Genomic DNA, 24,284 nt, shown 5'->3' on the forward strand with positions numbered 1-24,284 from the left:
CACGCCGCAAGTCACCCGCGAGGCGGCACCCGCGACGGTGGCACCGGCCGCCGCCGCGCCGGCTCCCGCGCCGGCTGCGCCGGCCGCACCCGTGCGCGAAACCGCACCGATCGGCGACGCGGCCTACCTGCGCAACCCGGCGCCCGACTATCCGGCGTTCGCGCAGGACCAGGGCTGGGAAGGGCGCGTCGTGCTGCGCGTGCACGTGCTGGCGAACGGCACGCCCGATTCCGTCGACGTCCGCACGAGCAGCGGCCGCCGCATGCTCGACAACGCGGCGGTGGCCGCGGTGAAGCGCTGGACGTTCGTGCCCGCGAAGCGCGGCGACGAAGCGGTCGACGGCTGGGTCAACGTGCCGATCGATTTCAAGCTGGGCTGACCCGCCGGGCGGCCCGTCACATTTTCCAAGGAACTCACATCATGAACGGTATCCCGACCACCTTCATCGTCCAGGGCGCGCTCTGGCTGCTCGTCGTCTTCTCCGTCGTCACGTGGACGCTGATCGTCGTGAAGGCGATCCAGAGCCTGCGGGCGAGCGCGCGCAACCGGCGCTACACGAGCGCGTTCTGGGCCGCGAACAGCTTTCACGAGGCCGCCTCGCTCGACAGCGCGAACAGCCCGGTGGGTGAACTCGCCGCGACGGGCTTCGACGCGCTGCGGCGCGCCGACGAGAGCAGCGCACACGATCTCGAACACAGCTGGAGCCGTCACGACCTGCTCGAACGCCATCTGCGCCAGCAGATCCACAACGCGCGCCGGCGCGAGGAGGCGGGGCTGGCGGTGCTCGCGTCGATCGGCAGCACCGCGCCGTTCGTCGGCCTGTTCGGCACCGTGTTCGGCATCATCCACGCGCTGACCGCGATCGCGCACAGCGCGTCGGCGAGCATCGACGTCGTCGCCGGGCCGATCGGCGAGGCGCTGGTCGCGACCGGGATCGGCATCGCGGTCGCCGTGCCGGCCGTGCTCGGGTACAACTTCTTCGTGCGCCGCGTGAAGGCCGCGTCGGCCGACCTCGATGCCTTCGCCACCGATTTCGTCACGCTCGCACAGAAGGCCGGCTTCCGCGTGCCGGCCGCCACCGCAGCGCCCGCACCGGCACGCCGTGCCGACGACACCCGTCAGGAGGCGTTCGCATAATGGCTTTCTCCTCTTCCTCCGACAACGACGACGTGCTCAGCGAAATCAACATCACGCCGCTCGTCGACGTGATGCTCGTGCTGCTCGTCGCGTTCATCGTCACGGCGCCGCTGCTCAACAACGCGGTCCACGTGAATCTGCCGAACACCGTTGCCACGGCGCCGGCCGATCGCAAGCCGAACGTTACCGTGAGCGTCGACGACAAGGGCGTCGTGTATCTCGACAAGCGCGCGGTCGCCCTGGCAGCGGTGCCGGCCGAGCTGGCCGCGCTGAAGGCCGGCCGGCCCGATGTCGCGCTCGACCTGCAGGCCGACGAGCACGTGCCGTACGGCACCGTCGCGAAGCTGATGGCCGCGATCGAGCATGCGGGCATCACGCGGCTATCGGTGCTCACCGCGCCGCGCGGCTGATGCGCGGCTTACGACTCCTCTTCCGAACGCATCCATGAGCATCACGGCCTCACACAACGTCCAGTCGATCTGGTACACACGCTGTCCGGTGCCGACGCCGCTCGGCATCGCCGCCCATCTCGGCTGGCTCGACAGCGAATTCGCCGGCGACGGCATCACCGTGCGCGCGCTGCAGGAAAGCCGGCACGCGACGCTGCATCAAGCGCACGTCGATCATTCCCTCGACAACGCATTCCGGCAGGGCGGCAGCATTCCGGCGCTATGGGCGCGCGCGGCCGGCGCCGACACGCGGGTGGTCGCGCTGACCTGGATCGACGAGGCGCAAGCGATCGTCGCGCTGCCGGAACGCGGCCTGAAGCGGCCGAAGGATTTGCGCGGGCGCCGCATCGGCCTGCCGCGTCGCGACGGCGAGCGCATCGACATCTTCCGCGCGGCGGCGCTGCGCGGCTTCATCAGCGCGCTGTCGCTCGACGGGCTCGGCCCCGCCGAAGTCGAATGGGTCGACGTGCCCGCGTCGAACCTGCGCGCCCCCGTATCGACGCCGCTCACGCGCGACGCGGCATTCACCCATCCCGCGAGCCTGTCCAGCCGGCGGCTCTATGCGGCCGAAGCGGCCGCGCTCGTGCGCGGCGAGGTCGACGCGATCTACGTGAAAGGTTCGCTCGGGCTCGAAACCGCGTACCTGATCGGTGCGCAGCCGGTCGTCGACATCGGCTTTCATCCCGATCCGCAGATCCGCATCAACAATGGGTCACCGCGGCCGCTGACCGTCAATGCGTCGACGCTCGACAGCCATCCCGACATCGTCAGCCGCTTCCTCGCGCGCGTGACCGAGGTCGACGGCTGGGCGCGCGAGCACGAGCAGGAAGTGCTCGGCTATCTCGGCCGCGAGACGGGATCGGGCCATGACTGGCTGCGGCTCGCCTACGGCGCGGACGTCCATCGGCGGCTGCGCACGGATCTCGACGAAGCGTCGATCGCCGCACTCGACGATTTCAAGCGTTTCCTCGTCGAATGGCAGTTCCTGCCTGCCGACTTCGACGTGCGCGCATGGATCGACCGGCGCGCGCTCGACGGCATCGCGACGCGGTCTCGCGACGCCGCGCGGTGAGCGCGCCGCCACGCGTCGCCGACGCCTGGCGGCGCGAGCGCTTCACCGGCGGCTTCATGCTGCTGGCGCTCGCGAGCGGCACGACGATCAGCATGGCGCAGCTCGCGACGACGCTGTACGCGCTCGCACTTGGGGTCGACAGCGCGCGGCTCGGCATCATCGCCGCGATGGAGCCGCTCGGCATCGCGTTGATGACGCTGCCGGCCGGGCTGCTCGTCGCGCGCTACGGCGCACGGCGCGTGTACTTCGTCGCGAGCATGGGGCCGATGCTGCTCAATCTCGTCGTGCCGTTTGCCGGCGCATGGCCGCTGATTGCGCTCACGCAAGTGTTGATCGGGCTGTGCATCCCGTTCCGGATCGTGTCGATCAACGGCGTGTTTCTCGCGCGTCTCGCGCAGATCGGCCTCGCACGTGCCGGCTGGTACCGCGCGGCGATGTCGGTCGGAACCGGCATGGTCGGGCCGTGGCTCGCGAGCGGGCTGATCGGCGCGCATGGCGCGGTCGCAACGTTCTGCGCGGCGTCGGCGAGCTTCGCGGGCATGGCGCTGTTCAGCCGGACGCTGCTCGGCGACGCGGAGCCTGCGCCGCGCGGTGGGCAACCGGAAACCGGTGGCCTGCGCGCTTTGCTGACACTCGCGTGGAGCCACGACGTGCGCGAGCAGCTCGTGCTGGAGGCAGTGAACAGTGCAACGCGTTCGCTGGCCGGCGCATACACGGTGGTGCTCGCGATCCAGTCGCTCGGGCTGTCCCAGACGAAAGCCGTCGCGCTGCTGACGCTGCAGGGTGTCGTCGCGGTGATCGCGCTGTTCGGGCTGGGGCATGTCGCGCAGCGGATGACGGCGCGCCGTTGCCAGTCGCTCAGTCTTGCCGGCGGCGTGGCCGGGTTGCTCGCGCTGGGTCTCGCGCATGACGCATGGATCGTCGCCGCCGGGCTCGCCGCGCTGTGCGCCGGCTCGTCGCTGCTGCATCTCGTCAACATGCAGCGTCTCGGCCGGCACCCGGCCGACAAGAGCCAGGTGTCGAGCCTCTACAACCTCGCGTCGATGACGGGCGCGTTCTGCGGCCCGCTGGCCGGCAGCGCGCTCGTGCCGGTTGTCGGGTTGCAGGCCGTGTTTCTGTGCTGGCTGCCCGTCGTCGTGCTGGTTGCGTTCGCGTTGCGCATCGCACATGGGCGGCGCGATGCATCGCAGCGCGTGACTGAAAAGCTCTCCTGACGACCAGCGGACCGGGTATGGCGTGATCCGCGCGGTGTTGCGTGACAAGCAGTTTGCTTCCCTTCACAGATGCGCATGCAGCAACACCTGCACCGCACGCGCGCCGGAAGCCCCGTGCGACGGGTTTCTCGATGCTGGCATCCGAATTGCAATAGGTACCCCGTGCGTCGCGCACGCACGTGCGTTCAACCGATCAAACAGGATGACTCATCGATGTTCAGGAAAAAACTAATCGTCACCGCGCTGGGGGGACTGCTGACGGGCGGGGCCGTATCGTTGCCCGCATGGGCGGAAGAGGGCGCGGTAACGGCGGCACCGGACGCGAAGCCGGAACAACAGGGCACGGCGGATGCCGCCGTGGCCGCACCGAAGGCGGCCCGCGCGACGCGCGGCACGGCCGCGCGCGAAACGAACCTCGGCACGGTGACGGTGACCGCGCGCCGGCGCAAGGAGCGCATCCAGGACGTGCCGGTCGCGGTGAGCGCGCTGAGCGGCGACGCGATCAAGAACAACGAGCTGCGCGTGATCAACGACGTGACGAAGTACGTGCCGAACTTTACCGGACAATCGACCGAGGGCCGCGAGCGGCCGCGCTGGTTCCTGCGCGGCGTCGGCAGCAACGATCCGTCGGACCTGTCGCTGAGCCCGGTCGGCGTGTACTTCGACGACGTCTACATCAACAGCGTATTCGGGCAGGGCTTCCCGCTGTTCGACCTCGATCACATCGAAGTGCTGCGCGGCCCGCAGGGCACGCTGTGGGGCAAGAATACGGTCGGCGGCGCGCTCAGCATCACGTCGCAGAAGCCGACCTTCGATGTGAGCGGCTACGGCAAGATCGGGCTCGGCCAGTACAACAGCCGGCTCGCGGAAGCCGCGATCGGCGGGCCGATCGGCAAGAACGACGTGCTGGCCGCACGCGTGTCGGTGTATCACGAGAACGCCGACAGCTTCTACACGAACACCGTGCAGCAAGGGCGCTTCGGCGGCTTCCACGACAACGCGGTGCGCTTCCAGGTGCTGGCCGTACCGACGTCGGATACCGACTTCCTGTTCAACATCCACGGCCGCAACTACACGGGTGGCGGCAACGCATGGCATGCGCAGGGTGCGGGGCCGGGCGGCGCTAACCAGTTCGGCTTCGTCGGGTCGAGCGATCCGTACACGGTGTCGCTCAACGCGCCGTCGAGCGATCACATCTCGACCTGGGGCACGTCGCTCACCGCGCACTGGCGCATCAACCCGGCGGTGACGCTGACGTCGATCACCGCGTTCGAAGGGCTGCACCGCTGGTACCAGGACGACGAGGACTATTCCGCGTTCGACGCCGCACGCTCGCACGATCGCTTGTCGAGCCGCCAGTTCTCGCAGGAATTCCGGCTCGAATCGCCGCAGAGCGACCGGCTGAGCTGGCTCGTCGGCACCCACCTGTTCACCGAGCAACTGGCCGAGCAGGGCGCCGGCGGCGGCCTGCCGGGCTCGCCGTCGCCCGCGTTCTACCACCTGACCGACCTCACGCAGCATACGCAGAGCGCGGCGATCTTCGGCAGCGTGAAGTACCGGTTCACCGACCGCTTCAACGTGACGGGCGGGCTGCGTTACACGATCGAGCGCAAGAACATCAACCTGACCGGGCTGCAGGACACCGGCAACGTCGCGTTCAGCAATCCGGGCAGCTGGTGGGAGCCGTCGTCGGTGTCGTCGCCGCTGGCGGTCAGCGCAAGGCAGAACCAGACGAACACGTGGCGCGCGCCGACCTGGGATCTCACGCCCGAATACGCGCTCAGCAGCAACGTGCGCGCGTATTTCCGCTATGCGCGCGGCTTCCGGTCGGGCGGCTACAACGGCAACGCATATACGCAGAGCACGGTGTCGACCGTATCGCCCGAGTACCTGACCGATTACGAGGCCGGCATCAAGAGCGAATGGTTCGACAAGCGGCTGATCGTCAACGCGAGCGTGTTCCACTACGACTATCACGACATCCAGGTGTTCGCGCTCGCGCCGAACCCGTTCGGCGGCCCGCCGGTATCGACGCTGTCGAATGCGGGGCAGGGGCGCGCGGATGGCTTCGAGCTGGAGCTGAAGGCGCAGCCGGTCAACAGCCTCTACCTGTTCGCGAACCTCGGGATGCTGAACACGCGCTACACGGAGTTCCGCAACGTGCCGACCGCCGTCGGCAACTCGTTCGCGCGCGCGCCGCATACGACGCTCAACGCCGGCTTCGACTATCGCGTGCCGGTGTCGTTCGGCACGCTGACGGCCGGCGGCGACGTGAATTACCGCAGCCGCGAATACTTCAGCGCGACGCGGCAGACGATGCCGCAGCTCTGGCAGGGCGGCTACACGGTGCTGAACGCGCACGTGTCCTACACGACGCCGAACCAGAAGTACATCGTGACGGGCTACGTGACGAACCTGACCAACAAGGTCTACAAGAAGCTCGAGCTGCTGCCGTCGTATGGCGCGTATCCGGCGCTGTACGGCGATCCGCGCACGGTCGGGATCACGCTGACCGCAAAGATCTGACGGGCGGCAGGCGACGCGGTGGCGAGCCGCGTTTGCCGCGCGTCAGATCAGCAGCGACAGTGTCCTGAACAGCGCGAGATCCGCCTTGCGTGCCGATCGCGCATGGCGGCGGATCACGTGCAGCAGGCAGTCGATGAAGCAGCGCGCGGCGTCGCTCAGCGTGCTGCTGCGCCGCGTGACGATCCCGAGGTCGCGCGGCTCGAAGGTTTCCTTCAGCTGCAACGCGCGCATCCGTTCGCCGAACGGCGGCACGGCCGCGAGGATCGTCGGGCACCAGGTGCACATGTCGGCCTGTTCGAGCATCGTCTGCAGCATCGCCACCGACTGCGCGCGCACGATGCGCCGTTCGTCGATTTCGGCACCATGGCGTGTGAACAGGTAGTCGACGAGCGCGGCCTGCCCGTCGGCCGCGAAATTCAGCACCCAGTCGTTCTCGACCAGGTCGTGGATCGACCGCGCGTGCTCGCGCGGATGGCCGGCGCGAACCATCACCGCGGTTTCGTAGCGCAGCATCGGCTCGAACGCGAATTCCTGCGTGCCGCCGGGTTGCACGTGCCCGAGCGCGAAGTCCATGCTGCCATCGCGCAACAGCGGCTGCGCGACCGCCATCAGCGCTTCGTAGAGTTCGAGACGCACGTCGGGCATCTGCTCGCGAAAGCGCAGCACCGTTTCCGCGAGGAAGGTCATCGTGAGCCACGGTGTCACGCCGATGCTCAGCCGGCCTTCGACGCGGCCACGCATGCGTTCGAGATCGCTCTGCGCGTGTTCGAGCTGCTTCAGCACGAGCTTCGCATGCGTGAGCAGCGTCTTGCCGTAGTCGGTGAAGCCGATCCCCTCCGGTGCGCGGACCAGTAGCGGCAGGCGTTCGCTGGCCTCCAGTTCGCGCAGCGCACGCGTGACGGCCGCCTGCGACAGCCCGAGGGTGCGCGCCGCGCCGCGAATACTCCCGGCCTCCGCGCTCGCGACGAGCGCCTGCAGCTGATGCAGCTTGATCGTGCTCATGGTGCGATACCCGACAACGAAAGGTTGTCATCATAACGAAACCGCGGCTGTTCGCCGGGATTTTCGCTGCCTACGATGCGGTCACGATCGGTCATTCGGGCGATCGGCAACCGGAATGCATCGAGGAGAATCGGGGTTGGACCACAAACCTATCGTGCCGGAAATGGCGGCCATCGAGACGGAAATGATCGCGCTGCGCCGCCGGCTGCACGCGCATCCGGAGCTCGGCTTCGAGGAGCATGCGACGAGCGACCTCGTGGCCGGCTGCCTGACAACGTGGGGTTATCGGGTGACGCGCGGGCTCGGCGGCACGGGCGTGGTCGGCACATTGACGCGCGGCGCCGGGAAACGGCTCGGGCTGCGCGCGGACATGGACGCGCTGCCGATCCGCGAGACGACCGGTCTGCCGCATGCGAGCCGGTGCGACGGCGTGATGCACGCATGCGGTCACGACGGCCATACGGCGATGCTGCTCGCGGCGGCGCGCTGCGTGGCCGAGCGCGGCCGCTTCACGGGCACGCTGAACCTGATTTTCCAGCCGGCCGAGGAAGGGCTCGGCGGTGCGAAGCGGATGATCGACGACGGGCTGTTCGAGCAGTTTCCGTGCGATGCGGTGTACGCGATGCACAACGTGCCGGGCCTGCCGGCTGGCGTGCTCGGCTTCTGCGATGGCCCGGCGATGGCATCGGCCGACGAGGTGCGCGTGCGCGTGATCGGGCGCGGCGGGCATGGCGCGGCGCCGCATACGACGATCGATCCGGTGGTCGTCTGCGCGTCGATCGTGATGGCGCTGCAGACCGTCGTGTCGCGCAACGTGAATCCGCAGGAGCTGGCGATCGTGACGGCCGGCTCGATCCACGCGGGCACCGCATCGAACGTGATCCCGCCGCATGCGGAACTCGCACTCAGCGTGCGTGCGCTGTCGCCGGACGTACGCGCGCTGCTCGAACGGCGCATTCGCGAGATCGTGCACGGGCAAGCCGCGAGCTATGGCGCGACGGCCGAGATCGACTATCGGCACGAGTACCCGGTGCTCGTCAATCACGCGGCGGAAACCGCGTTTGCGCGCGACGTCGCCCGCGAATGGGGCGGCGATGGCGCGCTGATCCCGCATCTGCGGCCGATCGCGGCCAGCGAGGACTTCGCGTTCATGCTGAACGCGTGCCCCGGCAGCTATCTGTCGATCGGCAACGGCGACGGCGCCGCTGGATGCGGGCTGCACCACCCCGGCTACGACTTCAACGACGCGTGCCTCGCCACGGGCGCGAGCTACTGGATTGCGCTGGCGGAACGCTACCTCGCGTGACGGGCCTGCACGATTTTGACTGACGATTCACACAAGGAAGGAGACTGGCAATGAAGCAATGGAAACGGATGGCAGTGCTCGCGATGGCGCTGGCGGCAAGCGCGGCGCACGCGGGCGACTGGGCGGGCAAGGAGATCCGCCTCGCGGTCGATCCGACTTACCCGCCGCTCGAATACAAGCTGCCCGACGGCACGCTGACGGGCTTCGGAATCGACATCACGAATGCGTTGTGCGCGGAGCTGCATGCGCGCTGCGTGTGGGTCGAGTCGAGTTTCGACGGGATGATTCCGGGGCTGCTCGCACGCAAATTCGACGTGATCGCGTCGTCGATGACGATCACGCCGAAGCGGCAGCAGCAGATCGCCTTCACGAACCGGATCTCGAATGCGCCGGCGCGCCTCATCGCGCGCAAGGGTTCGCCGTTGCTGCCGACGGCCGACGCGCTGAAGGGCAAGCGCGTGGGTGTCGAGCAGGGCTCCGCGCAGGCGGACTACGCGGTCGCGAACTGGCAGCCGGCCGGCGTGCAGATCGTGTCGTACCAGAACCAGGATCAGGTCTATGCAGATCTCGTGACGGGCCGGCTCGACGCCGCGTTCCAGGCATCGATCGCAGCCAGCGACGGCTTCCTGAAGAAACCGCAGGGCAAGGATTTCGCGTTCGTCGGTGCGGCGATCGACGACGTGAAGTATTTCGGACAGGGCGACGGGCTCGGGCTGCGCAAGCAGGACAACGACCTGCGCGACGCCTTCAACCGCGCGCTCGCGACGATCCTCGCGAACGGCACGTACCAGCGCATCAACAAGAAGTACTTCGACTTCGACATCTACGGCGCGAAGTAAGCTGCGATGCCCGCCAAGCGGGCAGTCACGAAAATATCAATAAGGAAAACGAATGAACTGGAGATCGTTATTCGTCGCGATTCCGGCGCTGTGTGCAGCGCCCGCGTTCGCGCAGGGCAGTGTCACGCTGTACGGCCTCGTCGATGCAGGCATCGACTACACGAACAACGTCGGCGGCCACAGCGCGTGGCAGATGGCGAGCGGTTTCGCGCAAGGCAGCCGCTGGGGGCTGAAGGGCACCGAGGATCTGGGCGGCGGCTACAGCGCGCTGTTCCAGATCGAGAACGGCTTCAACGTGAACAGCGGCACGCTTGCACAGGGCGGCCGCATGTTCGGGCGGCAGGCCTACGTCGGCCTCGGCAGCGCGCGTTTCGGCACGTTGACGCTCGGCCGGCAATACGATGCGGTGGTCGACTATCTCGCGCCGACGACCGCGAACGGCAGCTGGGGCGTCTATCCGTTCTCGCATCCGCTCGACAACGACAACACCGGTAACACATTCCGCGTGAACAACACGGTCAAGTACGCGAGCCCGGATTTCGCCGGCTTCTCGTTCGGCGGCACGTACAGCTTCAGCAACGACACGGGCTTCGCGAACAACCGGCAGTGGAGCATCGGCGCGCAATATGAGCAGGGCGGGCTGCTCGTCGGCGCGGCCTTCCTGAATGCGGACAACCCGGGTGCGACGTCGGGCGGCGCGATCGCGGGGTCGGGATCGGTCGGCGCCGATGCGAACTTCGCGTCGGCGCGGCTGCGGATCTTCGGTGCGGGCATCAACTACACGGCGGGACCCGCGACACTCGGGTTCGCGTACACGAACAGCAACGTCACGCGGCCGACTGCGAATGTCGGCTACCTGTTCGGCGACGAAACGATCGAGCCGGTGACCGGCCCGCTCGCGGGCGGCACGGTGTCGTCGATCAAGTACCAGAACTTCGAGGTGAACGGCAAATACCAGTTCACGCCCGCGCTGTTCGTCGGTGCGCAGTACGTGTACACGACGGTGCGCTACGACGCGACGACGGGCAGCGCGAAGCCGAAGATCCATTCGCTCGGGCTGATGGCCGACTACAACCTGTCGAAGCGCACGGACGTGTATCTGATGGGCGCGTATCAGCGGGTTGCGGGCGATGCGACGGGCTCGTCGCTCGACCAGGCCTATATTCCCGGTGCGGCGGACTTGTCGTCGACGTCGAAGCAGCTGATGGTTCACGCGGGGATTCGTCACAAGTTCTGACGGGGCGATGCGGAAGAGGCGTTGAGGCGGCGGGCCAAACGGCCCGTCGCCTCGACGCGCTTACTGCGCGACGCGAATCACCACCTTGCCGAAGTGCTGCCCCGACTGCAGGTACGCATACGCCTGCGGCGCTTCGTCGAAGCCGAACACGCGATCGACCACCGGCTTGATCTGCTTTGCGTCGACGAGCCGCACGACGTCGTCGAGCATCGTGCGGCTGCCGACCATGATGCCGTGCAGCTGCCGGATCCCGCCGATCAGCGACAGCAGCCCGAGTTCGGGGCCGCCGAAACTGCTGAGGCCGCCGATCACCGATACGATGCCGCCCATCTTCGTCGCGGCGACCGAGCGCGGCAGCGTATCCTTGCCGCCGACTTCAACGACCAGATCCGCCCCTGCGCCGCCGGTGAGCCCCAGCACTTCGTGCTGCCATTCGGGCGTCGCGCGATAGTTGATCGTTGCGTCCGCACCAAGTGCGCGGGCGCGTTCGAGCTTCGCATCGCTCGACGACGTGACGATCGTGCGCAGCCCCGCCGCATGCGCGAGCTGCAGCGCGACGATCGACACGCCGCCCGTGCCGAGCAGCACCACGGTGGCGCCAGGCCCCAGGCCACCGTCTTCGAACAGCGCGTTCCAGGCAGTGATGCCCGCGCACGACAGCGTCGCCGCCTCGTCGTAGTTCAGATGCGCGGGAATCGCGACCAGCGCGGCTTCGTCCGACACGAAATGTTCGGCCAGCACGCCGTCGAATTGCGCGCCGGGCGACCCGGAGACTTTCTGCGGCGTCGGCGGCCCGTCGAGCCAATGCGGGAAGTACGTGTTGATCACGCGATCGCCCGGCTTGAAGCGCGTGACGTCGCGGCCGGTTTCGATGACTTCGCCGGCGCCGTCGGCAACCGGAATCAGCGCGTCCGTGCCGATGCCGAGATAGTCGCCGCGCGCGAACATCAGGTCGCGATAGTTCAGTCCGGCCGAGTGGATCTTCACGACGACGTCGGTCGGCCCGACCGCGCGGCGCGGCGCGTCGATGCGCCGAAGCCCGGCCACGCCGTCGCTCGGTTTCACTTGCCATGCGTTCATGTCGGCTCCTTTTCGAGATAGAGCGGACTATCATAGTGTTGCGCACGGGGACGCATTGGCGATAAATCGGCCGATGACTGTCGCCTGTACGGACACAAGCCTGTGACCCAATGGAGCGTAATCGCATGGATGAGCGGCTGAGAGGCGTGGCCGAATTTGTCGACGTGGTGGAGTCAGGCAGCTTTGCGGCGGCGGCGCTGCGGCTCGGCGTGACGCGCTCGGCCGTCGCGAAGGTCATCGCGCGGCTCGAACGCCGTCTCGGCGCCCGGCTCCTGCAGCGCACGACGCGCCAGCTCGGCCTGACCGACGAAGGGCTCGTCTATTACGAGCAGTGCCGGCGGCTGCTGGCCGAACTCGGCGAGACGGAGGCCGCGCTCGACGCGGGGCAGCGCGAGCCGGCGGGGCGGTTGCGCGTCAGCGTGCCCGTGCTGTTCGGGCGGCAATGCGTGGCGCCCGTCATGCGGCGCCTCGTGGAGCGCCATCCGCGGCTCGAAATCGACGTGTCGTTCAGCGATCGCGTGGCCGATCTGGTCAACGACGGCTTCGACATCGCGGTGCGCATCGGCGAGCTGGCCGATACGAGCGCGCTGGTCGGCCGGAAGCTCGGCGTGCAGCGCATGGGCATCTGCGCGTCGCCCGCGTATCTCGAACGTCATGGCCGACCGGCGGGGCTCGACGCACTCGCGTCGCACGTCGGCATCGCGTATTCGCGCGGCGGGCAAGCGACGCCGTGGCGGGTCGTCGGCGCGGACGGCGCGGTGCACGACCATCGCCCGGCCGGCCGCCTGCGGCTCGACGATCTGCAGGCGATCGCCGATGCCGCCGCCGCCGGCGCGGGCCTCGCGTGGCTGCCGTGCTGGCTGATGGCGCCTTACCTGCGCGACGGCCGCCTCGCGCTCGTGATGGACAGCAACAGCGTGTCGGGTGCCGAGGTGTCCGCGGTGCGGCCGGCATCGCGCCAGGTGCCGTCGAAGGTGCGCGTCGTCATCGATGCGCTCGTCGACGAGATACCGCGCATGCTGGCGTCGGACGATTGAGGCGTGACGCGTCGAGCCGTGGCGATCGCGACATCCCCACGACGCATGATCGGCTGGCGCGGCGTATGATCGTCGCAGCCGAATATCCGGGGGGGCACGTCGTCATGAAGCGGGAACCGCGGGTTGTCATCGTCATCGGCACGGCAGTGACCGTACCGAGGCTCGCCTGTCATCCGGCCCGCCGGTGATGCGCGGGCCCGCACGCGGCCCCGGTGCGAGCGGGGCAGACTTCCCTCCGGCCACCCGACGCGAGCGCGCATGACGACGATCGATACCCCGAAGGCCGCACGGCAACCGGGCTGGTTGCGCATCGCACCCGCGCTGTTCTTGCTCCTGTGGGCAAGCGGCTTCGTGTTCCTGAAGCTCGGCTTGCGCTATGCCGATCCGCTCACGTTCCTCGCACTGCGCTATGCGTGCGTCGTCGCGCTGCTCGCCGGCCCGTTCCTGTGGCTGCGCCCCGCGTTGCCGCGCACGAGGCGCGCATGGCGCGATCTCGTCGTGGTCGGCCTGTTGCTGCAGGCCGGTTATTTCGCGTTCACGTACCTGAGCCTCAAGCTCGGCATGTCGGCCGGCGCCGTCGCGCTCGTCACGTCGCAACAGCCGATTCTCGTCGGATTGCTCGCGCCGATGATTGCCGGCGAGCGCGTTGGCGTGTTGCGCTGGATCGGCCTCGCGCTCGGCGCCGCGGGCGCGGTGCTGGTGATTCTCGCGCGTTCGTCGGTCGACGTCGCGTCGCCGTGGGCGCTCGCGTTCGCGCTGTTCGCGCTCGCGTGCATCACCGGCGGCACGCTGTGGGAAAAACGCTTCGGCACCGACGTCCATCCGGTCACCGCGAACCTCGTGCAGTACGCAGTCGGCCTCGCGGTCACGGCACCGCTCGCGTTCGCGCTCGAACCGATGCACGTGCAATGGACCGCCGGGCTCGCCGGTTCGCTCGCGTACCTCGTCATCTGCAACTCGCTGATCGCGATCTCGCTGCTGCTCGCGATGGTGCGCTATGGCGAGGCGTCGCGCGTGTCGGCGCTGTTCTTCCTGATTCCGCCCGCGACCGCGCTGATCGCGCTGGTGGCGCTCGGCGAGACGATCGGCGCGCTCGCATGGCCGGGCATGGCGCTCGCGGCCGCGGGGCTGTTTCTCGTGATGCGCTACTGAACGCACGCGGGACGCAACTCGCCGCGCGCATCTCACATATCGAGACGACGTCCCGGTCATTGACGCGAAATTCACACGGCTCCTAGACTGGCCTGGATGACGCCGCGCTTCACGCGGCGCGACGCCGCCGCCGTGCGCGCGGCGACCGTACCGTCCCGCGAGACGGGCGAGACGAACCAGGAGACACACCGATGACCGCTGCCGCCCCGCAGTTGCACGCCGCGACGATGCGGCGCCTGAACCTGCGCCTGATTCCGTTCCTGATGCTGCTGTATCTCGTCGCGTATATCGACCGCTCGAACATCTCGGTCGCGGCGCTGCAGATGAACGCCGACCTCGGGTTGAGCGCCGGGATGTACGGGCTGGGCGCGGGGCTGTTCTACGTGACCTACATCCTGTTCGAGGTGCCGAGCAACCTGTTCCTCGCGCGCGTCGGCGCACGCCGCTGGATCGCGCGGATCATGATCACGTGGGGCATCGTCGCAGCCGCGATGAGCACCGTCCATACGCCGGGGCAACTCTATGCGATGCGCCTGCTGCTCGGCGCGGCGGAAGCGGGGTTCACGCCGGGCATCATCTACTACCTGTCCGCGTGGTATCCGCCGAGCGATCGTGCACGCGCGATGTCGTTCTTCTATATCGGCGCGACGCTCGCGTCGGTGATCGGGCTGCCGCTGTCCGGCGCGCTGCTGAACCTGAACGGCGTGCTCGGCATCGAGGGCTGGCGCTGGCTGTTCCTGCTCGAAGGCGTGCCCGCGCTGCTGCTCGGATTCGTCGTGCTGCGCCGCCTGCCCGACACGCCCGCCCATGCGCGCTGGCTGCCGGCCGACGAACGCGCGTGGCTCGAAGCGACGCTGCGCGACACCGCGCCGCGCGAGCACCTGTCGCACGGCGTCGCGCTGCGGCGTGCGTTCGGCGACGGCAAGGTGTGGGCGCTCGCCGCGTTCTGGCTGCTGCAGGCGTTCGGCACGATCGGCCTCACGCTGTTCCTGCCGCTGCTCGTGAAGAGCCTGTCGGGACAATCGAGTTTCGCGGTCGGCAGCCTGTCCGCGCTGCCGTTCCTGTTCGCGTGCGTCGCGATGTACGTGAACGGCCGGCGTTCGGATCTCGGCGGCGAACGCGCGTTGCATCTCGGCGTGCCGATGCTGCTGGCCGGCGCGTTGCTGATTGCGGCGATCTATACGCCGACGCTGCCCGTCGCATATGCGCTGCTCGTGCTCGCGGTCGGCTTCAACTGGGCCGCGACGCCCGTGTTCTGGGCCGTGACGACCGAATACGTGTCGGGTCTCACGGCCGCCGCGTCGATCGCGCTGATCAACGCGGTCGCGAACATCGCGGGGCTCGCGTTGCCGCCGGTGATGGGGCGGATCAAGGACGTCACGCATTCGTACGACCTCGCGCTGCTGCTGGTCGCGGTCGCGCTGCTGGCCGGCGGCGTGCTCGGATTGCGGGTCGCGTCGCGGCATGCGATGCAGGTGGCGGCGGGGCGGGTTGGCTGACCACCGCCGCGTGCGCCGATGCCGGATGCGTCACGCGGCGGGCGCGTGCCTGGCAAGTGCTGTGACGCGCCGATTCAATTCGCTCCCCGGTCCGGATTGCGGTCCACCGAATACTCCGCTTGCTCGCCGTTGACGTGCAGCACCAGCGTCGCGTTGCAGATATCGCTCGAGTCGACGCTCAGCCGCAGCGTCGCGAGCGGCCGATCCTCGCCGCCGGCGAGCCGCGATTCGCCGGCGCGCGTTAGCGATGCCGAGCCCGTGCCGCCAGTTTTCGTGATGCGCAGGCTGAACGACACGTCGACCGGCGTTGGAAACGACTGGCGATGCGGAAGCGGAGCGAACATACCGTGTTGCTACAGCCGCACCCGCAGCGACACGACGTCGTTCCCGTTACGCACGTAGAATCGTCCAGCGAAAGCGCAGGTTCCGGGCTTCCGCCCCCGGAAACGCGCTTTCACGCCATTCATGTGAACGGACTTCGGGAGCACTCATGTCATCTCGCACGTATCTCGTCACCGGCGCATCGCGCGGCATCGGCTTTGCGGTCAGCGCATTGCTTGCACAGCGCGGCCATCGCGTCATCGGCCTCGCGCGTCACACGCAGGACATCGGCTTTCCCGGCGAATTGCTCGCGTGCGATCTCGCCGACGTCGAGCGGACCGCGGCAACCCTTGCGCGCATCGGCGAGCAGTATCAAGTCGACGGCATCGTGAACAACGCCGGCATCGCGTTGCCGCAACCGCTCGGGCAGATCGACTTCCAGTCGCTGCAGGCGGTGTTCGATCTCAACGTGCGGGCTGCGATCCAGGTCACGCAGCACTTTGCGGATGCGATGAAGGCGCGCGGCTACGGACGCATCGTCAACGTGTGCAGTCGCGCGATCTTCGGCAGTCTCGATCGCACTGCGTATTCCGCCGCGAAGAGTGCGCTCGTCGGCTGCACGCGCACGTGGGCGCTCGAACTGGCCGAGCATGGCGTGACCGTCAACGCGGTGGCGCCGGGGCCGATCGAGACGGAACTGTTCCGGCAGACGCGGCCCGTCGGCAGCGAAGCCGAGCGCAAGGTGCTCGCGACGATTCCCGCGCGTCGGCTCGGCACGCCCGACGACGTGGCGGCCGCGATCGCGTTTTTCCTGTCGGACGAAGCCGGCTTCGTCACGGGGCAGGTGCTGGCCGTGGATGGCGGCGGCAGTCTCGGCGGGCGTAGTTGACGCAGCAGTTGAAGCATTCGGCTCGGTAGACGCGAGGCTCGGCAGCGGCCGGCTGCGCACGCAATCCGGGCGCGCGCATACGCGTGCGCTGATGGCGCGCATGCGGCCTGCGCGCATATTCCCCCACCCCGATAGCATGTGACGAATCCGACTTTGGGCGCCGCGCGCGCGACGCTAAGATCGCCGATCCTGTAGATCGAGCGTTCCAGAGCAATGAAAAAGTCCGCTTCGCCGTTGCATGCTTTTCGTTTCCGTGTCGTCTGCGCCGCGATTGCCGGTGCGCTGTCGCTCGCATCGTGCGGCGGCGTCGACAGCGATCCGCCGTCGTCACCGGCCAGCACCACGCCGCCGCTGGCTCAGAAACGCCCGAACATCCTGTACATCATGGCCGACGATCTCGGCTATTCCGACATCCATGCATTCGGCGGCGAGATCAACACGCCGAACCTCGACGCGCTCGTCGCGTCGGGCCGTATCCTGTCGAACCATCACACGGGCACCGTCTGCGCGATCACGCGTGCGATGCTGGTGTCCGGCACCGACCACCATCTCGTCGGCGAAGGCACGATGGGCGTGCCGACCGACGAACGGCGCGGGCTGCCCGGCTACGAGGGCTACCTGAACGATCGCGCACTGTCGTTCGCACAACTACTGAAGGACGCCGGCTACCACACGTACATCGCGGGCAAGTGGCACATCGGCTCGGGAATCGTCGGCAGCGCGACGGGCAGCGGGCAGACGCCCGACCAGTGGGGTTTCGAGCGCAGCTACGTGCTGCTCGGCGGCGCGGCGACCAATCACTTCGCGCACGAGCCGGCCGGCTCGTCGAACTACACCGAAGACGGCCGCTACGTGCAGCCTGGCCAGCCCGGACAGCCGGGCGGTGCGGGCGGCAGCCCGGCCGTGTTCTATTCGACCGATTTCTATACGCAGAAGCTGATCTCGTACATCGACTCGAACCAGCGCGACGGCAAGCCGTTCTTCGCGTACGCGGCCTACACGTCGCCGCACTGGCCGCTGCAGGTGCCCGATCCGTGGCTGCACAAGTACGCGGGCGTGTACGACGCCGGCTACGACGCGATCCGCAACGCGCGGATCGCGCGGCAGAAGGCGCTCGGCCTGATCCCCGCCGACTTCAAGCCGTTCGACGGTCTGCCGGAAACGACGGCCGCGTCGCCCGCGACCGCGAACAACGGCACGGCCGGCGCGAAGTACGTCAGCGCGGTGCATTCGGCCGCGGACGGCTACAGCGACTATGGCCCGGGCAAGGTCGACAAGCTGTGGTCGAGCCTGTCGCCGGCCGAGCGCAAGGCGCAGGCGCGCTACATGGAGATCTATGCGGGGATGGTCGAGAACCTCGACTACAACATCGGCCTCCTGATCCAGCACCTGAAGGACATCGGCGAATACGACAACACGTTCATCATGTTCCAGTCGGACAACGGCGCGGAAGGCTGGCCGATCGACGGTGGCGCCGACCCGACCGCGACCGATACCGCGAACGGACAGGAGCCGATCTACTCGACGCTTGGCACCGACAACGGCAAGCAGAACGCGCAGCGCCTGCAGTACGGGCTGCGCTGGGCCGAGGTGAGCGCGTCGCCGTTCCGGCTCACGAAGGGCTATTCAGCCGAAGGCGGCGTATCGACGCCGACGATCGTGCACCTGCCGGGCCAGACGCAGTCGTTGCCGACGCTGCGCGCGTTCACGCACGTGACCGACAATACGGCGACCTTCCTCGCGGTCGCGGGCGTCACGCCGCCGTCGCAGCCGGCGCCGCCGCTCGTCAATACGCTGACGGGTGTCGACCAGAACAAGGGCAAGGTGATCTACAACAACCGCTACGTGTATCCGGTGACGGGCCAGTCGCTGCTGCCGGTGCTCACGGGTTCCGCGACGGGCGAGGTGCATACGACGCCGTTCGGCGACGAAGCGTACGGCCGCGCGTACCTGCGCAGCGCCGACGGCCGCTGGAAGGCGTTGTGGACCGAGCCGCCGCTCGGGCCGCCCGACGGTCACTGGCAGCTGTACGACCTCGCGTCGGATCGCGGCGAGACGACCGACGTGTCCGCGCAGAACCCGTCGGTGATCAGTACGCTCGTCGACCAGTGGAAGACCTACATGAGCAACGTCGGCGGTGTCGAGCCGCTGCGTCCGCGCGGCTACTACTGATCGCGGGGACGACACGATGCAGTTCCAGTTCTGGACGATCGGCGCGGCGCTGGCCGCCACGCTGTTCGCCGCCGCGTTCGCGGCCGGCTATGCGAATCCCGTCGCACCGGCGGGCGATGCGTTCGACGACGCGAATCGCGGCCGCGCGCTCGCGCCGCTCGGCTCGGAGCGGCAGTGCGAGCGCTACTCGGGACTGCCGGCCGGGTGGCGCGACGACGCGAAGGCCGGGATGGTGCACCTGCACGGCGGCGCGTTCGTGTTCGGCAGCACACGCGGCTACGCGGACGAGCGCCCGGTCGGCGACGGCCGCACGCGTGTCGGCGGGTTCTGGATCGACCAGACCGACGTGACGATCGCGCAGTTCGCCGCTTTCGTGCAGGCGACCGGCTACGTGTCCGAGGCCGAGCTGCAGGGCGGGGCGGCGGTGTTCCACGTGCCGACGCGCGACGAGATGAACGCGCGCGACCTTGCGTGGTGGTCGTGGGTGAAGGGTGCGTCGTGGCGCCATCCTCGCGGGCCGGGCAGCGGCATCGACGGGATCGGCAACCTGCCGGTCACGCTCGTCACGCAGCGTGATGCGCTCGCGTATGCGCACTGGCTCGGCCGCGACCTGCCGACCGAGGCCGAATGGGAATACGCGGGCAAGGCCGGCCGCGACGATGCGTCGCTCGATGCCGCGCCGCGCGACGCGCAGGGCAAGCCGGCCGCGAACTACTGGCAGGGCGTGTTCCCGGTGCTCGATACGGCCGAGGACGGTCACGCGGGGCTCGCACCCGTCGGCTGCTACGCGGCGAACGGGTTCCGGCTCTATGACATGATCGGCAATGCATGGGAATGGACGAAGGACGCGTACACGGGCCCGCACCAGTCGCATACGAACGGCGACACGGCGGCCGTCGCGCCGCCGACGCGCCGGCACGATACGCCGATGGTCATCAAGGGCGGCTCGTTCCTGTGCTCGCGCGACTACTGCGTGCGCTATCGCGCGTCGTCGCGCGAACAGCAGGAAGCCGATCTCGGCGCGTCGCATATCGGGTTCCGCACGATTCTGAGGGATGCAACATGAAGCGCGTCTGGCATTGCGTGGGGGCGTGGCTGATCGTTGCTTGCGGGGGCGTGCATTCGGGCTCGACGATTGCAGCCGAATCAGTCGCTCCGGCCGTGCGCGTCGGCGTGACGCGCGGCGTGCATGCGCAGATCCTGGGCGAAGTGAAGCGGGTCGCCGCGTCGCGAGGGTTGGGTGTCGACGTCGTCGAATTCGACGATGCGTCGCGCATCGACACGGCGCTGGCCGACGGCCGGATCGACGCGGCCAGCTTCGAGGATGCGCAACAGCTTGCCGCGACACGCGCGCAGAAACGCTACGCACTGGCCGACATCGCGCCGACCGTCACGCTGCCGATGGCGCTCTATTCGCGCAAGCTGAAGAACCTGAACGAACTGCAGCCCGGCGCGACGGTCGCGATTCCGGCCGATCCGCGCGGGATGGCGCGCGCGCTCGTGCTGCTGCAGAACGACACGCTGGTGACGTTGCGCGAGCAGGCGGGCCTGCACGCGACGTTGCGCGACGTGACCGGCAACCGGCTCGGGCTGAAGCTCGTCGCACTGCGCCGCGATCGCCTTTATGCGGCGCTCGACACGGCCGCGTTGGTCGCGATCGACAGCGACGATGCCGCGCGCGCCGGGCTGCAACCCGCGCGCGACAGCATCAGCATCGAGGATGCGCGCTCGCCGTATGCGAACGTGCTGACGGTGCGCGATGCCGATCGCGCGAAACCGTGGGTGACGCAGCTCGTCGCTGCCTATCATTCGGACGACGTCGCGCGCTTCATCCTCACGCGCTACCAGGATTCGGTGCGGCGGCCGTGGTAGACAGCTACCTGCTCGCGTGCAACGCATGCGGACGCTGCTGCAACAGCGCGCCGACGCTGTCGTTGCGCGAACTGTTCCGCCATCGGCATCGCTTCGTCGGCGCGCTGACGATCCGTCGCGTACCGAAGCGGCGGATTGGCGAGCGCTGGCGTGCGGGCGGCCGCGAGCACGCGCTCGATGCAGAAGATGTCGCGGCTTCCGATGCGCTGGCGGAGCGGTTGTTTCATCGCACCGGTGGCGCGGGCGCCGAATGGATCGCGTTGACGCTGCAGGGCTACGACTATCCGTCGCTCGGCCGGTGCGCGGCGCTGGCCGACGATGGCCGCTGCAGCGTGCATGCGGACAAGCCGTCAATCTGCAGCGCGGTGCCGCTCGATCCGATGCTGCCGGATCGGTTGCAGTCCCGTGTACCGGCCGCGCGGCGCGATGATGCGGGATGGCTTGGCGCGAACTGCATCGTCGAACCGGCGAGCGCGCACGCTTCGGTCGAATTGTCATTCCCGATTCCGCTGGTGACGGCCGGACAGGTCGCGGACCGCACAGCGCTCGACGCGTATCGCGAAGCGCTCGTGTTCGAGCGCGCGGTGTGGCGCGATGCGGTGTTCGCGTCGTGGGTCGGCGGCGGGCAGGACGTGCAGCACGCAGTGTCGCGGCTGGCGCCCGGCGGCTACCTGACCGTGTCGATCGTGCCTGTCTTGCTGGCCGTCGCACCGGTATCCGAGCATTGCCGCACACGCTGCATTGCGTTTATCGATGCACAACTCGCGTTGATCGGTATGAACATCGAAGCGGCACTCGCGCGGCGACATACCGACGACCGGCCCGCGACGCGCGAGCTGCGCGGCTTCGCGCAGGCGCTTGAACGTGCGCGGCAGGCACTGGTCGCGCCGCCGGTGCTCGCGACCGGCGTGCGTGAGGACGCACCACGCATCGACGCGTGGCTCGCCGACCGTCCCGACCTCGATACGCTCGCTGCGTAACCATCCCGAAACACTACACGTGCCTTACAATCGGCGCTCTTTCAACTGCTTTCGATGGAGCGGGCATGTACGCGTCGACCTTCATTTTCCGAGCCGGGCAATACGACGACGAATTCCACCGGCTCGACCGGCAGATCGCCGACATGGCGCGCGCGACGCCCGGCTATCTCGGCGAGGAGACGTGGGAGAACGCCGAATCGGGGCTGATCCAGAACGTCTACTACTGGGAGTCGGAGGCTGCGCTGCAGCAACTGATGCAGCACCCGGCGCATCTCGAGGCGAAGACGAAGCAGGCGCGCTGGCTGGACGGCTATCGCGTGGTGATTTCCAAAGTGTTGCGAGAGTATGGCGACGGCAAGCTCACGCAGCCGCATGCGGGGCAATCCGCCTGAATGGCTGTCTGATTCATTTCTTTCGCATTACGGATAAATAACAAGGCGCCGCACTCGGCAGCCCGTGTTTGCGCACGGGTTTCCGCGAGATCGCGTGCAATCAATTCTTCATCAAGCATGGCTAAGGTGGCGAGGCTTCACGTCGTCAGTCTGTCCACCAACAACGTCCTCACTCGATGTCGTACGGAGCCTTGTCCATGCCGAATTTCGCCTTGTCCGCGAAGCGCCGCCGCGCGCTGCGCGATCGTACCGTTCCTGTCTTCGCACTCACGCTGATCGCCGCGAGCATCGGCGCGCAGGCTGCTCCGCATGACGACGGCGGCGACAGCCGTTTTGCGCCGGGGTTCGTGCCGGGCTTCCTGGTGCTCAGCCGCAGCGTGTACGACAACGTGTCGAGCAACGTCCAGCCCGGCGCGATCCTGCCGCCGAACTGCGCGAAGACGACCGGCGGTTGCGGCGCGGCTGCCGGCGCGCCGAACGACGGCACCTATCCGACCGTGTGGAACAACGACCGCTACGACGGCAGCTTCGGCATCACGTCGCGCATCTTCCTCGACCAGATCACGCCGGCCGGCGGTGTCGTCAGCACGCTCGAAGTGCCGAACAGCCTGCACAAAGGCTTCGCGCACGACCAGATGGTGACGAGCTTCAGCTCGAAGTCGGAACTCGGCCTGCACCTGTCCCTCGACGGCAGCTATCTGACGTTCATGGGCTACGTCGCGCCGGTCAACGCGATCGACGTGTCGAACTCGAACACGCCGCTCGCGGTCGATACGACGAACCCGGACGGGCAGAACGTCTATCGCGCGATCGCGCGCGTCGATCGCCACGGGCATTTCCGCTTCACCGAGACGAACGCGTACAGCGGCAACAACGGCCGCGCGGCGATCCTGAACAATCGCGACGGCCGCGAGATGTACTACACGTCGGGCAACGCCGGCAACGGCTCGAACCCGCAACCGGACAACGTGATTCTCGGCGCGGGTGCGCAGTTCGTCGACGGCGCGAAGCATCACGAAGCGCAACAGGATCCGGGCGTGCCGACGCCGCTCGCGAGCTTCTCGGTCACCGAACTCGGCGCGAAGGCCGACAAGATCGGCAAGGACGACAACTTCCGCGGCATCGCGGTGCACGACAACGTCGTGTACTACACGAAGGGCAGCGGCGGCAACGGCGTGAACACCGTGTACTTCGTCGATACGACCGGCACCGCGTGCCCGTCGGGTGTCGGCGTGCCGTCGCCGAAGGCCGTGCTGCCGACGGCGCCGCTCGCGTACAACGCGGCCACGCTGCAGACGACGGGCCTGCCGAACAACATGTGCGTGCTGGCCGGCTTCCCGGCCACGCCGAACAAGACTGCGACGACGCTCTCCTATCCGTTCGGGATCTGGTTCGCCGACGCGAACACGCTGTATGTCGCGGACGAAGGCGACGGCTACACCGGCGGCGCGGACCTGTACACGCACGCGGCTGCGCAGACGACGGCGGGCCTGCAGAAGTGGGTCTACGACGCGGGCGCGAAGCAGTGGAAGCTCGCCTATACGCTGCAGAACGGGCTGAACCTCGGTCAGCCGTATTCGGTTGCCGGCTACCCGGTGGGCAACAATTCGGCGACGGGCCTGCCGTGGGCACCGGCGACGGCCGGCCTGCGCAACCTGACGGGCCGCGTCGAACGCGACGGCACGGTGACGATCTGGGCGATTACGTCGACGGTCAGCGGCAATGGCGATGTCGGGGCGGATCCGAACCGTCTGGTTGCGGTGCGTGACGTGCTGAAGAACACGAGCGCAACGACGGCCGCGCACGAGCAGTTCGCCGTGCTGCGGACTGCGAAGTTTGCGGAAGTGCTGCGGGGTATCGAGTTCGCGCCGGGGACGGATACGGGGCGGTCGCACTGAGGCGGGCGGGGCTCGGCTGAGGCCGGGCTGAAGGCGAACGCGGCCGCCCGATATCGGCGGCCGCGTTTAGTTGGTCTGCTTTGTCCGTCGCCTGGCGAGCGGTTTTTCCCTGTGCGCGCCAGGTCCGAAAAGGCAGGGGGGCGAGATTTCAATAGCTTGAGCACTTCTTCGTGCCGGTGCAACTCGCCCGTCGGGTTTTAGCGTTCCGCC

General features: G+C 68.1%; 22 protein-coding genes. 19 read left to right on the forward strand and 3 right to left on the reverse strand.

Annotation, left to right across the window (positions count from 1 at the left end):
- The 6 genes from BDO18943_RS33540 to BDO18943_RS33565 all read left to right on the forward strand — a co-directional run.
- A partial coding sequence (locus BDO18943_RS33540) for an energy transducer TonB (protein WP_235996258.1) occupies positions 1-379 on the forward strand: 379 nt, incomplete at its 5' end.
- A 41-nt stretch (positions 380-420) separates the two neighbouring features.
- Positions 421-1,137 (forward strand): MotA/TolQ/ExbB proton channel family protein, encoded by a 717-nt coding sequence (locus BDO18943_RS33545; RefSeq protein WP_175025656.1) that lies wholly within the window; start codon positions 421-423, stop codon positions 1,135-1,137.
- Complete coding sequence (locus tag BDO18943_RS33550) at positions 1,137-1,547, forward strand: ExbD/TolR family protein (protein ID WP_009694203.1); 411 nt, start codon at positions 1,137-1,139, stop codon at positions 1,545-1,547. The genes BDO18943_RS33545 and BDO18943_RS33550 overlap by 1 nt, the downstream gene beginning before the upstream one ends.
- Positions 1,548-1,581: 34 nt before the next feature.
- Positions 1,582-2,658, forward strand: a complete 1,077-nt coding sequence (locus BDO18943_RS33555; protein ID WP_175025657.1) for an ABC transporter substrate-binding protein — start codon at positions 1,582-1,584, stop codon at positions 2,656-2,658.
- Positions 2,655-3,872, forward strand: coding sequence for an MFS transporter (locus tag BDO18943_RS33560; RefSeq protein WP_175025684.1), 1,218 nt, complete (start codon positions 2,655-2,657; stop codon positions 3,870-3,872). The genes BDO18943_RS33555 and BDO18943_RS33560 overlap by 4 nt, the downstream gene beginning before the upstream one ends.
- Before the next feature lie 213 nt (positions 3,873-4,085).
- Positions 4,086-6,398, forward strand: a complete 2,313-nt coding sequence (locus BDO18943_RS33565; RefSeq protein ID WP_175025658.1) for a TonB-dependent receptor — start codon at positions 4,086-4,088, stop codon at positions 6,396-6,398.
- A gap of 42 nt (positions 6,399-6,440) precedes the next feature.
- Here the strand turns inward: BDO18943_RS33565 and BDO18943_RS33570 are convergent, their stop codons facing one another.
- Entirely contained in the window at positions 6,441-7,400 is a 960-nt protein-coding gene (locus tag BDO18943_RS33570) for a LysR substrate-binding domain-containing protein (protein WP_043178440.1), read from the reverse strand.
- A 184-nt stretch (positions 7,401-7,584) separates the two neighbouring features.
- Here BDO18943_RS33570 and BDO18943_RS33575 point away from each other — a divergent pair, with 184 nt between their 5' ends.
- Genes BDO18943_RS33575 through BDO18943_RS33585 form a run of 3 tightly spaced genes read left to right on the forward strand, consistent with a single transcriptional unit; the run spans position 7,585 to position 10,782 of the window.
- On the forward strand, positions 7,585-8,706 hold the full coding sequence (locus BDO18943_RS33575) for a M20 aminoacylase family protein (protein WP_175025685.1): 1,122 nt from the start codon (positions 7,585-7,587) through the stop codon (positions 8,704-8,706).
- A gap of 50 nt (positions 8,707-8,756) precedes the next feature.
- Complete coding sequence (locus BDO18943_RS33580; protein WP_089453677.1) at positions 8,757-9,545, forward strand: ABC transporter substrate-binding protein; 789 nt, start codon at positions 8,757-8,759, stop codon at positions 9,543-9,545.
- Positions 9,546-9,597: 52 nt separating this feature from the next.
- Positions 9,598-10,782: a porin gene (locus tag BDO18943_RS33585; protein ID WP_175025659.1), complete on the forward strand. Its 1,185-nt coding sequence runs from the start codon at positions 9,598-9,600 to the stop codon at positions 10,780-10,782.
- A 60-nt stretch (positions 10,783-10,842) separates the two neighbouring features.
- Here BDO18943_RS33585 and BDO18943_RS33590 read toward each other — a convergent pair whose 3' ends face one another.
- Positions 10,843-11,862 (reverse strand): zinc-dependent alcohol dehydrogenase family protein, encoded by a 1,020-nt coding sequence (locus tag BDO18943_RS33590; protein WP_175025660.1) that lies wholly within the window; start codon positions 11,860-11,862, stop codon positions 10,843-10,845.
- A gap of 125 nt (positions 11,863-11,987) precedes the next feature.
- Between BDO18943_RS33590 and BDO18943_RS33595 the strand changes: the two genes are divergently transcribed.
- The 3 genes from BDO18943_RS33595 to BDO18943_RS33605 all read left to right on the forward strand — a co-directional run bounded on the left by BDO18943_RS33595 (position 11,988) and on the right by BDO18943_RS33605 (position 15,550).
- Positions 11,988-12,899 (forward strand): LysR family transcriptional regulator, encoded by a 912-nt coding sequence (locus BDO18943_RS33595; RefSeq protein WP_175025661.1) that lies wholly within the window; start codon positions 11,988-11,990, stop codon positions 12,897-12,899.
- Between the two features lie 258 nt (positions 12,900-13,157).
- Positions 13,158-14,051 (forward strand): DMT family transporter, encoded by an 894-nt coding sequence (locus BDO18943_RS33600; protein WP_175025662.1) that lies wholly within the window; start codon positions 13,158-13,160, stop codon positions 14,049-14,051.
- Positions 14,052-14,242: 191 nt separating this feature from the next.
- Positions 14,243-15,550, forward strand: a complete 1,308-nt coding sequence (locus BDO18943_RS33605; protein ID WP_175025663.1) for an MFS transporter — start codon at positions 14,243-14,245, stop codon at positions 15,548-15,550.
- Positions 15,551-15,624: 74 nt separating this feature from the next.
- Here the strand turns inward: BDO18943_RS33605 and csgH are convergent, their stop codons facing one another.
- Entirely contained in the window at positions 15,625-15,894 is a 270-nt protein-coding gene (gene csgH, locus BDO18943_RS33610; protein ID WP_175025664.1) for a curli-like amyloid fiber formation chaperone CsgH, read from the reverse strand.
- Between the two features lie 146 nt (positions 15,895-16,040).
- On the opposite strand from csgH, the gene BDO18943_RS33615 reads away from it, so the two are divergent.
- From BDO18943_RS33615 to BDO18943_RS33645, 7 genes are all read left to right on the forward strand, one after another.
- A complete protein-coding gene (locus BDO18943_RS33615) occupies positions 16,041-16,760 on the forward strand; it encodes an SDR family oxidoreductase (protein WP_175025665.1) in 720 nt (239 codons plus the stop codon).
- 213 nt (positions 16,761-16,973) lie between these two features.
- Complete coding sequence (locus BDO18943_RS33620; RefSeq protein ID WP_175025666.1) at positions 16,974-18,932, forward strand: arylsulfatase; 1,959 nt, start codon at positions 16,974-16,976, stop codon at positions 18,930-18,932.
- A gap of 16 nt (positions 18,933-18,948) precedes the next feature.
- Positions 18,949-19,998 carry a formylglycine-generating enzyme family protein gene (locus BDO18943_RS33625; protein ID WP_175025667.1) on the forward strand — a complete coding sequence of 350 codons (1,050 nt, stop codon included), beginning with the start codon at positions 18,949-18,951 and terminating at the stop codon, positions 19,996-19,998.
- Positions 19,995-20,804, forward strand: a complete 810-nt coding sequence (locus tag BDO18943_RS33630) for a MetQ/NlpA family lipoprotein (RefSeq protein ID WP_175025668.1) — start codon at positions 19,995-19,997, stop codon at positions 20,802-20,804. Before BDO18943_RS33625 ends, BDO18943_RS33630 begins: the two co-directional genes overlap by 4 nt.
- A complete protein-coding gene (locus BDO18943_RS33635; RefSeq protein WP_175025669.1) occupies positions 20,798-21,784 on the forward strand; it encodes a YkgJ family cysteine cluster protein in 987 nt (328 codons plus the stop codon). Before BDO18943_RS33630 ends, BDO18943_RS33635 begins: the two co-directional genes overlap by 7 nt.
- Before the next feature lie 65 nt (positions 21,785-21,849).
- Positions 21,850-22,176 carry an antibiotic biosynthesis monooxygenase family protein gene (locus tag BDO18943_RS33640; RefSeq protein WP_039354446.1) on the forward strand — a complete coding sequence of 109 codons (327 nt, stop codon included), beginning with the start codon at positions 21,850-21,852 and terminating at the stop codon, positions 22,174-22,176.
- A gap of 197 nt (positions 22,177-22,373) precedes the next feature.
- Positions 22,374-24,074: a hypothetical protein gene (locus BDO18943_RS33645; protein WP_175025670.1), complete on the forward strand. Its 1,701-nt coding sequence runs from the start codon at positions 22,374-22,376 to the stop codon at positions 24,072-24,074.
- Positions 24,075-24,284 lie beyond the last annotated feature (210 nt).

Origin of the sequence: Burkholderia aenigmatica (assembly GCF_902499175.1) — a bacterium.
GTDB classification, from domain to species: Bacteria; Pseudomonadota; Gammaproteobacteria; order Burkholderiales; family Burkholderiaceae; genus Burkholderia; species Burkholderia aenigmatica.